This is a genomic window from Listeria grandensis, assembly GCF_014322885.1.
Classification (GTDB): Bacteria; Bacillota; Bacilli; order Lactobacillales; family Listeriaceae; genus Listeria_A; species Listeria_A grandensis.
In genome coordinates this window covers 1-14,681 of sequence record NZ_JAASUG010000018.1, presented here as the reverse complement: position 1 = coordinate 14,681, position 14,681 = coordinate 1, and the positions used below count along the sequence as shown (strand labels likewise).

General features: G+C 41.1%; 16 protein-coding genes. 1 reads left to right on the top strand and 15 read right to left on the bottom strand.

From position 1 onward, the window contains the following. The coding region (locus tag HCJ54_RS14965) for a toxin Cry1Ac domain D-VI-related protein (RefSeq protein ID WP_222713046.1) at nucleotides 1-1,443 on the top strand (1,443 nt) is incomplete at its 5' end. 68 nt (nucleotides 1,444-1,511) lie between these two features. Here the strand turns inward: HCJ54_RS14965 and HCJ54_RS14960 are convergent. From HCJ54_RS14960 to HCJ54_RS14890, 15 genes are all read right to left on the bottom strand, one after another. Then, nucleotides 1,512-2,687 (bottom strand): MFS transporter, encoded by a 1,176-nt coding sequence (locus HCJ54_RS14960; protein ID WP_187138210.1) that lies wholly within the window; start codon nucleotides 2,685-2,687, stop codon nucleotides 1,512-1,514. 21 nt (nucleotides 2,688-2,708) lie between these two features. Then, nucleotides 2,709-3,509 (bottom strand): HAD family hydrolase, encoded by an 801-nt coding sequence (locus HCJ54_RS14955; RefSeq protein WP_187138209.1) that lies wholly within the window; start codon nucleotides 3,507-3,509, stop codon nucleotides 2,709-2,711. 57 nt (nucleotides 3,510-3,566) lie between these two features. Further along, nucleotides 3,567-4,550 (bottom strand): ROK family protein, encoded by a 984-nt coding sequence (locus HCJ54_RS14950; RefSeq protein ID WP_187138208.1) that lies wholly within the window; start codon nucleotides 4,548-4,550, stop codon nucleotides 3,567-3,569. Nucleotides 4,551-4,764: 214 nt separating this feature from the next. Continuing rightward, on the bottom strand, nucleotides 4,765-5,349 hold the full coding sequence (locus tag HCJ54_RS14945; RefSeq protein ID WP_187138207.1) for a Crp/Fnr family transcriptional regulator: 585 nt from the start codon (nucleotides 5,347-5,349) through the stop codon (nucleotides 4,765-4,767). A 46-nt stretch (nucleotides 5,350-5,395) separates the two neighbouring features. Next, on the bottom strand, nucleotides 5,396-6,472 hold the full coding sequence (locus HCJ54_RS14940; RefSeq protein WP_187138206.1) for a glycosyltransferase family 4 protein: 1,077 nt from the start codon (nucleotides 6,470-6,472) through the stop codon (nucleotides 5,396-5,398). After that, a complete protein-coding gene (locus HCJ54_RS14935) occupies nucleotides 6,469-7,908 on the bottom strand; it encodes an oligosaccharide flippase family protein (protein ID WP_036068110.1) in 1,440 nt (479 codons plus the stop codon). Before HCJ54_RS14935 ends, HCJ54_RS14940 begins: the two co-directional genes overlap by 4 nt. Further along, complete coding sequence (locus HCJ54_RS14930; protein WP_187138205.1) at nucleotides 7,905-9,152, bottom strand: O-antigen ligase family protein; 1,248 nt, start codon at nucleotides 9,150-9,152, stop codon at nucleotides 7,905-7,907. The genes HCJ54_RS14935 and HCJ54_RS14930 overlap by 4 nt, the downstream gene beginning before the upstream one ends. Before the next feature lie 8 nt (nucleotides 9,153-9,160). Then, nucleotides 9,161-9,673 (bottom strand): acyltransferase, encoded by a 513-nt coding sequence (locus HCJ54_RS14925; protein ID WP_036068106.1) that lies wholly within the window; start codon nucleotides 9,671-9,673, stop codon nucleotides 9,161-9,163. Beyond that, nucleotides 9,674-10,408 (bottom strand): WecB/TagA/CpsF family glycosyltransferase, encoded by a 735-nt coding sequence (locus HCJ54_RS14920; RefSeq protein WP_036068105.1) that lies wholly within the window; start codon nucleotides 10,406-10,408, stop codon nucleotides 9,674-9,676. A 25-nt stretch (nucleotides 10,409-10,433) separates the two neighbouring features. Next, the gene (locus HCJ54_RS14915; protein WP_036068102.1) at nucleotides 10,434-11,084 is read right to left on the bottom strand and encodes a sugar transferase; all 651 of its coding nucleotides are present in this window, start codon (nucleotides 11,082-11,084) and stop codon (nucleotides 10,434-10,436) included. A gap of 11 nt (nucleotides 11,085-11,095) precedes the next feature. After that, complete coding sequence (locus HCJ54_RS14910; protein ID WP_036068099.1) at nucleotides 11,096-11,773, bottom strand: CpsD/CapB family tyrosine-protein kinase; 678 nt, start codon at nucleotides 11,771-11,773, stop codon at nucleotides 11,096-11,098. A gap of 6 nt (nucleotides 11,774-11,779) precedes the next feature. Then, nucleotides 11,780-12,508 carry a YveK family protein gene (locus tag HCJ54_RS14905; RefSeq protein WP_036068098.1) on the bottom strand — a complete coding sequence of 243 codons (729 nt, stop codon included), beginning with the start codon at nucleotides 12,506-12,508 and terminating at the stop codon, nucleotides 11,780-11,782. A 14-nt stretch (nucleotides 12,509-12,522) separates the two neighbouring features. Continuing rightward, nucleotides 12,523-13,809 carry a nucleotide sugar dehydrogenase gene (locus HCJ54_RS14900; RefSeq protein ID WP_036068097.1) on the bottom strand — a complete coding sequence of 429 codons (1,287 nt, stop codon included), beginning with the start codon at nucleotides 13,807-13,809 and terminating at the stop codon, nucleotides 12,523-12,525. A 28-nt stretch (nucleotides 13,810-13,837) separates the two neighbouring features. Continuing rightward, entirely contained in the window at nucleotides 13,838-14,338 is a 501-nt protein-coding gene (locus HCJ54_RS14895) for a DUF4352 domain-containing protein (protein ID WP_244966973.1), read from the bottom strand. Between the two features lie 118 nt (nucleotides 14,339-14,456). Then, a partial coding sequence (locus HCJ54_RS14890; protein ID WP_187138204.1) for an immunoglobulin-like domain-containing protein occupies nucleotides 14,457-14,681 on the bottom strand: 225 nt, incomplete at its 5' end.

Below are 14,681 nucleotides of genomic sequence, written 5' to 3'. Positions count from 1 at the left end.
GAACGCATCAACGCTGCTAAAGCAGAACAAGAGCGTCAAGATTCCGCTTCAGCAGACGTGAAAGACCTATTCAACAACGGTGACACAAACGGCTACATTAAAGTTTCCACAGATCAAGCTGCCATTGACAATGTACAAGAAAAAATCGATGCGGTCACGAACTCGGAAGTAAAAGAAGCATTACAAAAAGATTTAGACACCGCTCAAGATCAACTAAACGAACGCATCAACGCTGCTAAAGCAGAACAAGAGCGTCAAGATTCCGCTTCAGCAGACGTGAAAGACCTATTCAACAACGGTGACACAAACGACTACATTAAAGTTTCCACAGATCAAGCTGCCATTGACAATGCACAAGAAAAAATCGATGCGGTCACGAACTCGGAAGTAAAAGAAGCATTACAAAAAGATTTAGACTCCGCTCAAGATCAACTAAATGAACGCATCAACGCTGCTAAAGCAGAACAAGAGCGTCAAGATTCCGCTTCAGCAGACGTGAAAGACCTATTCAACAACGGTGACACAAACGGCTCACTTAAAAACTCTACAGACCAAGCTGCCATCGACAATGCGCAAGAAGCCGTTGATGCCATCGCAGACCTAACCGTCAAAGCAGCATTACAAGTAGACTTAGATAAAGCCAAAGCGCTACTTGCTGCACATAAAATTACTAGCACTGAAACACATATCGCTGGCGCTGGTTATGTCAGCGGAACAACATCACCAGGAGTGACTCGTGTAGGCCTATTCATCAATGATGTCCTTGTCAAAACAGCTGCCGCAAGCGATGGTAGCTACCAAATCTATGCAGGTGCTACACCGGAAATGAAGATTGTCGGCCAAACATTTGAAATTGCACCAATCGCGGCCGATGGAACTGCTGGTCACAAATCTAGCTCCGTTGTCACAGCCAACGCTGCACCTACCAAAATTGAAAAACCAATCATAGACGATTACATCAAAGACACAAGCTATATCACAGGAACAGTAGCCACAACTGCGAAGAAAATCGCTCTTTACATCGACGGTGAGTTCGTTCGCCACGGCGCTATCACAGACGATACTTTCAAAATATACGCAGCCGATGCTCCACTATTGAAAACAGAAGGCCAAACATTCGAAGTCGTTGCGGTAGATGGTCTTGGAAACGAAGGCGAACGCGCTTCTTCCGACGTAAAAGTGAAGAAAACAAACGGAAATATTACACCAGACGAAACAACAACACTTTCCACATACCACACTGGATCATTCTCAGAAGATGTTCACAAGATCGCCCTTTATGTTGATGGTAACTTTGTCCGCTACGGTGCCATTACTGGAGTAGACTACAAAGTATATATCTACGATGTTCCAGCCCTACTTGTCTCCGGCGCTACTTTTGAAGTAAAGGCTTTAGACAAATCTGGTAACATCCTTCACACTTCCGCACAAACAGTTAAATAAGTAGTATCACCAAAAATACCCCGATTTCTCAGGTTGAGAGATTAGGGTATTTTTTATTTGAAAATAACTTAAGAAGTTTGTCGGATTTTCGCGACATTACTCGTAAACAATCCCGCAACACAAATCGCGATGAGTACAAAAATAAACGCGTTCAGCAAACCAAAATAATTCGCTAAGAATCCAAGCAACGGCGGTCCTGCAAGCGAGGCGCCATAACCTGCAAGCGTCACTAAACTCACTCGCTTCACCGCATACTGACTCTCGTCCCCAGCTGCTGAAATCGTCATCGGGAAGCCTAGTGAAGCGCCAAGTCCCCAGAGGAAAATCGCAATGACGCAGAGCGCGATGGAAATTTTCAGGATGACTAGAAGTAGGCCGATTGCAGCGAGTACCACGGCAATGCGGAGCAACAAAACCCGCCCGTAAGTGTCGATCAGCCTGCCGCTAACCAAACGCCCGCTAATCATACCGGTCAAGAAAACACCATAAATAATCGTACTGAAGCTATGCGAAACGTTATAGCCATCCACCATCGCAAGCGGAATCCAGTCATTTGCAGAACCTTCGACAAAAGCCAGACATAATGCCATAATCGCCAGCGCCACCGTTCGTTTATTGAGCCACAAATGCTTGTCTGACGGTGATGCTTCGGCGCTCGCTTTCTTATCTACCACTGAATCCTTGCCAATTCCTGCCGGCACAAACCGCGTCGAAATCATCAAAGTCGCAAATAGCAAACACGCGACAATCGTCAAATGCAGGCTAACCGATATTCCGAATTTGATAAAAAGTACCCCGACGCCAGCTCCCGCAAGTGTCCCGATACTAAATGCCGCATGCAGAACCGGCAAGATCGTCTTTTTGATCCGATACTCAATCTCGGTTCCTTCCAAATTCATCGCAACATTGCACATCCCAGCCCCCATGCCAAATACAAACAAGGCGATGAAAACCACAATTTGACCCGCGATGAGCGCCCCAGTTGCCAGCGTGATGAAGCCGCCAAACATAAAAAAGGCACTCGTCATAATCGCAAATCTACCGCCACGCGCCCGAACAAATACGTTGGCGAGCACCAATCCAAGAATCGATCCCATCGACAATCCGAGCAAGATAATCCCCATCGTTCCCGTCGTCGCCTGCAAAATATCGCGCAACTCCGGCGTTCTGGAAATCCAACTAGAAAAACTAAAGCCACATGTTGTAAAAATAACTAAAATCGCGTAATACCATTTTTTCTCCATAATAACTCCCTTTATTTCAAATTATTGCAACGACAAAATCTGTTTTATCGTGTGTAGCACTGCATCCTCATCATTCGACCTCGCAATAAAGTTCGCCGCCGCCTTCGTTTCTGGGAAACCGTTACGCATCGCAAAACTGTAAAGTCCAGCCTCCATCAGCTCCAAATCATTCAGGCCATCACCAAAAACCATCGTCTCATCATGCGTCACGCCCAATATTTCTTGAAGCCTCGCCACCGTCGTCCCCTTATGAACACCGACATCCGAAATATCAATCCAAGCACCCTCCGAAGCAACGATATATGCCTTATCAAAAAAATCCGCCAGTTGCGTTCGCGTATGAAAGCTGTCTTCTTTCGCATCATACACAGAAATTTTAACAAAATCGGAGTCAATTTCACTAAAATCTGCCACCCGACGTAGCTCCGAGTATGAATGCTTCATCCGATTAAAAATCTCCTCAGGCACCGTATCCTTCACAATCGCCCCAGTCGGCGTACACGCAATAATCACATAATCCAGACGAATCGCTTCCAACTTAGCAATCATTTCAAGCCCCAACGTATTCTTGATTAGCGATTCATAAACAAACTCCCCATTATGCTTAATTCGCGCCGCACTATCCCCTAAAATCCACAAACCTTCCATATCTTCCGGTCCAAAAATCTGCTCCACTCGGTCACACTGCTTCCCCGTACAAGGCGCAAACGCTACATTTTTCTGCACCATCAATTGCTTCACCTCACGATAAAGCTCGCGGTTAAACTCTCCCTTACTATTCAAAAAAGTCCCATCCATATCCGTAATCACTAATTTAATCATTTTCCTACCCCCAGATTCTCTAATTTTGCGATCCATTCTTTATTGATGATGTCGTCTCTACAACCACGCCAAATTCGACATCGCCAGCCATTGAAGTCCCGCCATCACGTCTTTATCGAACGAATCCGCACAATAAAAATTCGGCTTATTCGGCTGCTCATGCAAAACACCATTTTCTAAAATCAAGGCTTCTAATGCTTGCTGCTCTAAACCTTCCATATGAATGACAAACGTGTGTGGCGCAAGGAGGCTGTTATAAATACACATAATATCCACCAAATTTCGCGCCGACGCTTCGAACGAACTGGCGCATTCTTGACCGATAAGTTGCGGTAAATAACGAATTTCACCAGCCAAACCATTCTGCCCGCGGAAAAGTTGATTATTATGAAAAAGACTGGCGCCCGGCATGCTCATCGGCAAATAATAAATACCAACAACATAGGCATAATCTGGAATAGCAACTTCCTTACAATAGCCAACCGTTGCTAGATTCGCATCATTTTCTATATAAACTGGAATTCCAAATCGCCCCGCAATCTCGCTTTCCAAATCCCAACCATTCAGCTCATCACGCCAGCTAACAACGATTTTGGAGTCGATTTTTTTACCGGGAATGGAGATGGCAATCGTTGTGATCTCACTTTTTTGAGCGAGTATTTCTGTGACAACTTCGATAACCGTTTCTATGTTCACCTTTTCCATGGGCTGATTTCTGCTTATTTTTATATCGCCTCGCATGTTTACAACATTCGCAACAATATGTAGTTTCCCCGCGGTTTCTTGAATAGAGATTAATAAATAATGCTCAAAATCATAATTAAAATGATAGTGTACGGATGGACGGCCAATTTTAGGATGGATCAATTCTCCTCCAATAAACTCGCCCGCTTCCACAAGTTCTTTGACGAGGCCGTTGACGGTGACTGTGCTGATATCCGATTCATTGGCTAATTTCGCTTTAGTCGCCGATCTGTGCCTAAACAAAACACTTCTGATTTTATTCAAATTAGCCTCTTTTACCACATGCTTGTTTTCCACTCGCTTCACCACCTCACATATAATTAACCAACTTAATTAAGCACATTAATTATATGAAATTTATTCTAAAATGTAAAGCCTTTCTTTGATATAACAAAAAAGCAACTAAACTCAGCTTATTCTGCTAGCTTAATTACTTTTGCTGTATTTTCGATAGGCGTATTTACATGGACGTATTTCCCATGCCTACTGGACGCCGATCTTACATTTGCTTTTAAATATGTTCATAAACAGCGGCTGCTGCTTCATTTGATATATGTGCTCTCCAACGGTCCCAATCTAAAAGCACCCAATCCTTACTTGCTCCAAGCCAGCCTTCATTTATTAGTACTTTCCGAATACCGTTTAGATATTCTCTCGTACAATGCGTGTATGTTGCGATTTCTACTTGGGTCAAAATCGAGGGTATACGGCACTCATCCATCTTAAATTCACCAATTTCACACGCAATTCGATATAATAATGCCATTACACGCTCTTTAACAGGTAGCGCATATAGATCTAACTGATGCGTAAATAATTGGATGATCTCTTGCTGTGCTTGTTTTTGTTTGTGCAGAAAATCCGTCGCTAATATCGTTGGCATGAAGGCGACGTACGTAATTCTTTGCGCTTGATATTCTACTAATCCTCCCATAAAAGCATCCTCTGAGATAATGAAAGATTCTTCTTTTAAGATTTTCAATAAATGATTTCCTTTTCGACATGTGATGTATCCTTGAAGTATTGTATATTCACCACAGGTGCGTAACACTTCCCCCCGTTCTAACTGAATGACACTACTCTCTAGTTTTCGCATTTATTCTCCTCCTTGTCATGTAACGTCTTACTCTTATAACTCAAACCTATTTCGCTAAAACTGCTAACATATTTACCATATCTTTTTGCACCTGCAATTGATCGTAAGGAATCGCGGAATCAAAAGCATTCTGGCTTAACAGCTCTTTTTCTTCCTCACTATTGGCGTGGAACTCTAGCAATTTTTCAGCAATCGAATATGGATTCCCAACTTCTGTAAAGTAACCATTTTCCCCTTCGACGAGGTAGCCTTGAATACCCGCAATCTGGCTTCCAATCACCGGAATGCCACAAGCCATCGCTTCAATCCCAACAAGGCCCAGACTCTCTCCTTTTCTACGACTTGGGAAAACAAAGACATCCATCTCATTATAAAGTGCAACAAGTTCTTCTTGCGGCATTAAATCATAACAACGAACATCTTCTTGCAAGCCAAGCTCTTCAATAAGAGCTTCTTTTTGCGGATTTTCCTTGCCGCTTCCAATCATGATCAGTTGTGCTGGTCGGTTCGATTGGTGCTTAAATTCAGAAAAACCACGAAGCGCATCGTCCCAACCTTTATCGACATCAATGCGTCCTACGTAACCAACCTTGAAAACAGACGTATCTTTCGCTGTTTCTTGCGGTGCAAACAAATCGCGGTTGACGCCTCCTGATGGCGAGATCAAGACGTTCTGAGACGCAAGATGATACCGTTTGATAACGGCCTGCTTAAAATAATCTGACGGTACAACGACATGACTTGCTTGTTTTAGAAGTCGCGCTACCCATTTTTGCAAGCGTTCTTGGAATGATGTTTCCGGGAACACATCGCTACCGTGGAGATTGACAATAAGATTTATTTTGCGATTCAGAAACTTAGCGCCCAAAATCGGGAATGCGCTGTGAGACGCATAGTGCAAGTAGACCATATCGTATTTTTTAAAAAGCAAGGTAAAGAAAATGCGACAGTAAAAGATAAGGTAGAGCCAAAGCTTCTTCATTTTATTTAACTCTTTCCTCATCGTAATCGTCTCTATTTTGTCTGCTGCCTCTTCTAGCAAGCGAACATGGTTTTTTACAAAAATGCCGTATGATGGATATTCTTTCGATGGAAACATATTAGCAATAACAAGTATTTTCATGCTTCAATTCCTTTCTCGTGTGTAATAGATGGTTGCCGTTTGGCGTAATAAGAACGATATAGCGTGCGAAGTAATGGGATGTAGATAACGATAATGCATAATAATACAGCCACATTGATAATCGAGATCAGCCACACCGTGTGAATCATAATATTTAAACTAGCTGCGACAACAAGTAGTAAGGTTGTCATCAGATGACTTTTTACAGAAAAACCTTTCCAAATCCGCATCGAGAAATACGTCCGTGCTAAAAAGAACGCAATGTAAGCGGATCCTGTGGCAACTGAAGCCCCAATCGCGCCATATTTCGGCACAAGTAGAAAATTCAAGCCAATGGATACAATAAGAGCAATGATGGAAACAAGAATGTTCAGCGAGCTTCGTTTCAGAAAAACAATGCCAAGATTCGTCGTATCACTCACCGTCATCATCAGTGGATAAAAGCAAAGGAATGGGAATATATACTGCGCCTGGCTGTAATCCGGGGATAAAACCATCATGATGGCGCCTTTAAACAACAGAAGTCCCATGAATAGAATCGCGATGAGGAACATAATGCTATCACTCACCAATTTAAAATAGCGCATCGGTTTGTGTTTTTTATACCATTCGTACGCTGTTGGTACCCAAAAATTAGAAAACGTTGTCTGCAGAATCAACAGGGCACTCGCAATTTTAAAAGCTGCCGTGTATAAACCCAGTTGTTCAAAATCACAAAAATAGCGGATAAACAATTTATCAATAATCACAAACAAGCTATAAATAATTGTCGCTACTGCGATTGGTAAGCCAAACTTGGCGAGTCTCGGATAGAGGTCTGGATCTGTCTTCACCGGATTCATGTACAAGATGCGTACATTTCGTAGCATTAAGATCGTGTCTCCGATAATTTGGCCGATAATCGTCGCGTAAATAACTGTGATAAACGTATGGGAGAAAAATAAGAGGAAAAGAACGGTACAGAGTAAAATGCTAAGCTTCACTAAAATGTTAAACAACGAAAATTCTAGCGCTTTATTTTGCATCCGAATGTACAAGAAGAGAAACCGTTCAAATATCAGAAATGGGATAGAAGCGGCGATGAGATACACTGCGTGGCGATACACGCCGCTTCCAAATAAGAAAGTAGAAATCGGCTCAGCGAACCAGCACATGCAAGCAATGACAACACCTGAAAACAGCATTGGAATGATAATCGCCGTGCTAAACAGTTTTTTCTTATTCGGGTATTCATAAAATTCGCGCGCAAACGCCTGATCATAACCTAGATAGATGAAGCAAATTAACAACGTCTGTGCCAACATAAACATACTTGTTTTCCCGTATTCTGCCGGTGTGATAAAAAATGTAATCACGGGAATGGTCATCAAATTTAATACCGCAGAACCGAGGGAACCAACTGCAAATTGCATTAACCGTTTGACAAGAGCTTTCATTCTTTTTCACACAAGCTTTCTTTTTTTAGGAATAGGCCGCCGCATACGAGACCAAACAAAGTCGATGATAGGGCGGAAAATAAAACATGTCCGGCAAAGGCGCCGTAAAGTACGAGGATGAGGAAGAGCACACTATAGATGCTTCGTTTTTTGCACGATGTAATAAAGAAGAAGAGTAAGAGGCCAAGTGTAACAAGGAGCCCCAAAATACCAAGGGAGAAAAATACGTCAAAGAAATCCATTTCCACTAAATCACCGAGTCCCCACGTTGCCACGCGTTGACTAAACCCATAACCGAAAAGCTGTGTCATAAGGTTGCCGCTATCCGTAAAGGAGCGGAAGGCCGAATCTAAGAATTCACTGCGCGAACTGGTGATAAAACGGACTAAATCGCCGTTATACAAGTTGTAGAAATAAGTGAGTCGTTGAACAAGTCCTGACATCGTCTCTACAATAAAAGCACGACCTTGGACTACGATAAGCGTCAACACAGCGATTACTGTAACTCCTATCCCCCACTTCACAGCTGGACCGATACGTTTTTGAAAGAAGAAAAAGCGAAGTAGTAAAACAATCGTTAAAATAACGCCGTATACAATTCCTGTTTTCGTTCCTAAAAGCAACAAACCAAGTAAATTACCTAGATAAAGCAAAGCCAGCATCAGACGCGTCCATAATTTCGTCGCTTTCGTCTGTTTAAACAAATACCAACCAGTGAAAGTCGCAGAAACAATGAACCCAATCGTCGTATCATTATTGGCAAAAAAGAAAGCCTTATAACCAGCATCAGAACCAGCATACGTTTGATTACCAATCCCAAGTGCATACGGAATGAGCAGCCCTAGCGTAAAGAAGATACTAATAGCTAGGAAGATTTTTTCATAACTCGTCTCTTTCAGCTGATCCTTACGCTGATACACATAATAAGGAATAAGCGCCCAGAGGAAAAATTTAGTCATATTTGTCAAATCATATAGGAGCGCCGACAAGTCATTTTGTAATACGATCGTCTGAATGAACAGCGAGATAATACCACAAAAGATAAAAGTCACAGACAAAATCGTGTAGAGCCTTTTCGGAAATCCCTTTCTAGCAATTTGAAAAATGAGAAAGGCAATACAGACAAGGCGATAGGCAACACCGATAGGAAGATTGATTCCAGCTGACAGTACAAAACCATTCAGCGCATCAACGACGGGGAAAATTGCGAATAAAAATATAAAAATTTTGGTTTCTTTGAGCAAAGTTATCCTTACCTCTCTTGTTTAATCACTTTTGCAGGCACACCACCAATCACACTGTATGGCGGATATTTTTTGGCTGGAACAACGGCGCCCGCTGCAACCACACAACCATCTGGAATTTCTGCACCTGCCAAAATCGTGACACGTGTACCAATCCAAACGTCATTTCCAATAAACACAGGTTTTTTTGTTGTTCCGCTATCTAAAATCTTTTCCCTGCCATTGATACAATGCGTATCCGTTAAAATCACCACGTCAGGTGCCATCAATACATCATCACCGATATGAACAGGAGCCGTCGCAATAATGCGCGCATTGTCACCAATCGATGAACGTTTACCAAGGTGAATATTTTTAGGATGGCGTAATTTCAGCTTCGGTCGCAAGTTACTATTTTTCGCGCAACTTCCAAAGAAAGACTGAGCCACCTGGTTCTTTATGTGACGAACGATCCGTCCAAAAACCAGTCGATTCGGCATCGGGAAAATATTAAGTAATGAGAATGTAAATTTAGCTAGCAATTATTGACGCCACCTTTCTTTCAAGACTTTCCATATAAAACTCAAATTACCGACAAAATAGCGTTTGAACATTCGCTTCGGCTCTTGCATGAAACGGTAAAACCACTCGAGCCCTGTCTTTTGCATCCATTGCGGCGCACGTTTTGTCACACCCGCAATCACATCAAAGCTACCACCAACGCCCATCACAAACGGAACGCCCATCGTGTCTTTATATGCATGAATCCATTGCTCTTTTTTAGGGCTAGAAAAAGCAACAAAGACAATATCTGCTTCCGATTTCCGGATATCTAGCGCGATTTCTTCTGATTCTGCTTCTTCAAAATAACCATTTCGATACCCAGCAATTTTCAGTTTTGGATACTTTTGTTGATGCAGGCGGACGACATCTTGCACCACGTCCTCCTTAGCGCCGAAGTAATATACACGATAGCCTTTCTCAGCACTCTTTTTGACTAAATTTTCAAACAAATCGATACCAGTAACTCTTTCACGCGTTTCATGGCCAAGGAATTTCATCGCCCAAACAATGGACTGACCGTCCGCATTGATAAGCGGTGATGCATTCACAATATCTGCAAGCTCCTTATTTTCTGCCATCAAATTAATTTTACTGGCGTTAATAACGACATGTTGCACTGGTTTTCCGATACGAATAATCGTTTCTACTTTATTTAACGTTTCTTGCATCGTAAGCGAATCGACATAACTACCTAATAAAAACGTTCGTGTCATAACTATCTTTCACTTCTCCTCTGACTTAATAGGCGCTATTCGGGACAAAAATAACCCGCACCGTTCTGAGTAATATTTGCATATCTAACGCAAAACTAACTTTTTGAATATACTCTAAATCTAAATTCACCATTTCCGCAAAACTAACATCGTTTCGTCCGCTGACTTGCCATAAACCTGTACAGCCTGGTGTAATTGACAATCTTCTATAATCGCGTACAGAATATTCAGCGACTTCACGTTCAAGTGGTGGCCGTGGTCCGACAAGGGACATATCGCCTTTTAACACATTGAGAAGTTGCGGTAATTCGTCAATACTTGTCTTTCTTAAAAAGCCGCCTAGTTTCGTAATCCGTGGATCATGTTTCATCTTAAACATCGCGCCTTCTACTTCATTGAACTGAAGCAGCTCCGCGAGTTTTGCCTCGGCATTCGGAATCATCGTGCGGAATTTATACATCATGAATCGCTTGCCATTTTTTCCAACTCGTTCTTGTTTAAAGAAGACAGGAGCATTCAAGTCGCTTAATTTAATGATCAATGCTAGGACAATAAAGAACGGCGTTAAAAGAAGTAAACCAACGCTTGCGCCTAGCACATCCATCGCGCGTTTGACAATCGGGTAAAATTTAGTAGTTGTTTTTGTGGACTTAGCCACGCTTTTAATGGACTCCATTGCACTCTCCCTCATTGATAGTAATAGTAGTTGCTCGAATTATTTTTCACACGATTCAAAACCGTACCGATAATTGGAATATGCGTTTTTTGCAGTTGTTGTACTGCTGTTTTTGCGCGTTCTTTTAGTGTTTTGTCACTACAAAGTACGACAATTGCGCCTTCTACATAGGGGGTTAAAACAAGCGCATCAGATGAAGCTAGAATAGGTGGGGTATCAATAATAATTTGATCGAATTGTTCTGCGAATTGTTTTAGCAACTGCTCCATTTTTTTAGAGCCTAGTAATTCATTTGGATTAGGCACCATGGTACCACTCGTTAAAACCATTAAATTTTCGATTTCTGTTTGATGACATACGTCTTTAAGCTCTGTTTTGCTATCTGTAAGCATGTCGGATAGACCAACATTATAAGGAATTCCAAATGTCCGGTGACTTGTCGGCTTCCGCATATCTGCATCAATTAGTAGTGTTTTATTTCCCTGCTTGGCATAACAAATCGCAAGGTTCGCTGACACGGTAGATTTACCGCTTTCTGGTTCTGGCGAAGTTACTAAAATCGATTTGTACTCTTTATCCACCGAAGAAAAATGGATGCCTGCTCGAAGCGTTTTGAATTGTTCCGAAATTGGAGAACTGGGATTTACTGCGGTAATTAACTTTCTTTTAGCTGTTTTTTGTTTACTCAATGAACATTATCCTTTCCGTTTCTTTCGTCTTCTTCCTGATTTCTTCTCTAGTAGGTCATCGTCTTTTATTTCATTGATGATGGATAATACAGGAAGTCCTAATATTTGTTCTATATCATCCGCTGTTTTAATCGAGCGGTCAAACAAATTACGAATGAACATAATGACAACCCCTAATATCATGCCTAGCAAAGTTGCAACTGCAATGAGTAACGAAGTATGAGGTTTTACTGGTGCTGCATCCGCATCTAAGGAAGCTTCTGATAATACATAAATATTGTCAATTTTCATTATTTTCGGAACATCTTTACTGAATATAGTGACTGTTTCATTGGCAATTTTTACAGCGTCTGAAGCATTGGCACTTTCTACATTAATTTTGATGACTTGTGAATCCGAGGTGCTATTTACTTTAATCATTTGCTCGAGTTCTTTTGTGGAATAAGCGTCATCCATGTTGTTAGATACTTGCTCCAAAATTCGTGGGCTCATGATAATGGATGTATAAGTATTGATTAGCTGTAAGTTCGCCTGTACATCTTGTGATTGGACAATCGTATTCTGTGGAACAGACTGATTAATTAATACTTGTGTTTCGCTTTGGTAGATTGGTGTGGAGAAGAAATAAAGGTATCCACTCATAAGTAAGGCACATATGCACATGCTTATGAAAATGATCCATTTATTCTTTTTCAACAGGTCCCATATTTGTTTTACATTTAAACTATCTTCCATTGTTTCCTCCTGGCTCATTCCGTTATTGGAACTAACTTTTTACTGCTGTTCTGCATCTCATATAAGTTTCCCATATTGTAAATCGCCACTTTTTTTAACTCCGGAATCACATTTTTTGTATCGAAAATATGTTGTTGTTTCATGCCTGCAAATTGTTCTGCTGTTACTGTTTTAAATTCACTATGATCCGTTAACACACATACTAAATCAGCATTTTCTACAGCCTTTTCAAAATCAGGCTCAATCCAAGATGCTTTCACATGGGGATCAAATACGGATAATTCGAAATCCGTTTCTTTTTCTAGAAGCTGTATAATTTCAATGGCTGGACTTTCACGAATATCATCGACATCACCTTTATATGTCGCACCGAAAACAGTCACTTTTTTGCCATCGATATTTGTCATAAAGTCTTTTACTTTCTCTACAACAAAGTGTGGCATGGAGTTGTTGATCGCACGTGCTTGTTGAATCAGTGGCGTATTTTCTGGCGTGCTTGCAACAATGAAGTATGGATCAACGGCTAAACAATGACCACCAACACCTGGACCTGGATAATGTAGGTTCACGCGAGGATGTTTATTAGCCATCTCAATGACTTCTAGTGCGTTAATGCCTAGCGTATCGCCAATTTTGGCTAGTTCGTTCGCCAGCGCAATATTGACATCGCGATACGTGTTTTCCATCAGTTTCGATAGTTCGGCAGCACCAGCAGTCGTTTCTATTAGTTCTCCTTGAACAAAGACACCGTACACTTGTTTTCCTGCTTCGACACAAGCTGGCGTCAAACCACCGATAATGCGGTTATTATGCACTAACTCGTGAATAATTTTCCCAGGTAATACACGTTCTGGACAATGGACTAAGAAGATATCTTTTCCAACGATAAATCCTGCTTCTTCCAACATCGGCTTCACAACATCTTCGGTCGTGCGTGGCGCGATAGTGGATTCTAATATCATGACATTTCCTTTTTCCAAATAAGGGATTGTTTTCTGAACGGCATCTTTGACATGCGTTAAATCACATGATAGATAGGCATCCGCTTTATTAGGCGTTGGCACTGCAACGATAAAAACATCCGCTTCCTCTAGATTTAACTGCGCTTTAAAATTCCCAGATAGTAAGGCTTTCGTTAGCTCTGTTTGAAGTCCTGGCTCCTCAATGTGGATTTTTCCTGCGTTAAGCATGTTCACCGCGTCTTCTTTCAAATCGATACCTACCACATTCTGACCATGATTAGCAAACATGATAGCCGTCGGTAAACCGATATAGCCTAACCCAATTACTGCGATTTTCAAAGAATCATCTCCTCATAGATTTTAAAAATTACTTATTGCTTGGAATGGAAATTTTCCATGTTGCGAGTACTTTTGGTTTTTCTTTTCCAAATGTCACTGGTTGATAAGAAAACTCACCAGATTTTACGTCTTTTGGCAATTCAAAGTTCACTGCACCGCTTACTGTTTTATTCGGATCAATTTCTGTCCCGATATTGTTTGCATCGGTTTTTACTGTGTAGGTTTTATCGCCAGATTTCAAAATAAAGTCATTGCCACCAATACCGTATTTACCGCTCGTTTCATTTTTAAAACTCATCGTTAGTTGTACGATATTTTTGTCGCCTTTTCCATTTTCCGTTGTTTCAATATCTTTAATTTTCATTTCAATATTATTTACTGTCTTCACTGGATACGTTGTTTCTTTTTCTATTTTTGTTTCTTGTTTTGCTTTGGGAGTTTCTTCATTAGAAGGTGATCCAGAACATGCGACTAATGATAAGGCACAAGCTCCTGACATCGCTATTAATACAACTTTTTTTAGCATCATATTACTCCTTTATGTTTCATAGTTTTATATAAAATTGTCTTTTTTTTTCAAAGTTATTTTTTAAAATCGTGTGATGACTAAATTTCATTTAGTCATCACACCGTGTTGTATCAAAAATTTATTTAACTGTTACAACTGTTTGTATTGTTACTGTATTTGTGGCATCGTAGCCAAGAACAGTTACGGTTGTTGCTGTGTCTTTAATTTTATCTTTGGCATAGTATTGATACGTTCCGTCTGAGCTCACTGGAACTCTGTCATATACGGTGTCGCCTACTTTAAGACCAACGTATTTCACGCCGCCTGTAAACTTACCTGTGACAAATCTAGTTGTATCGATAAC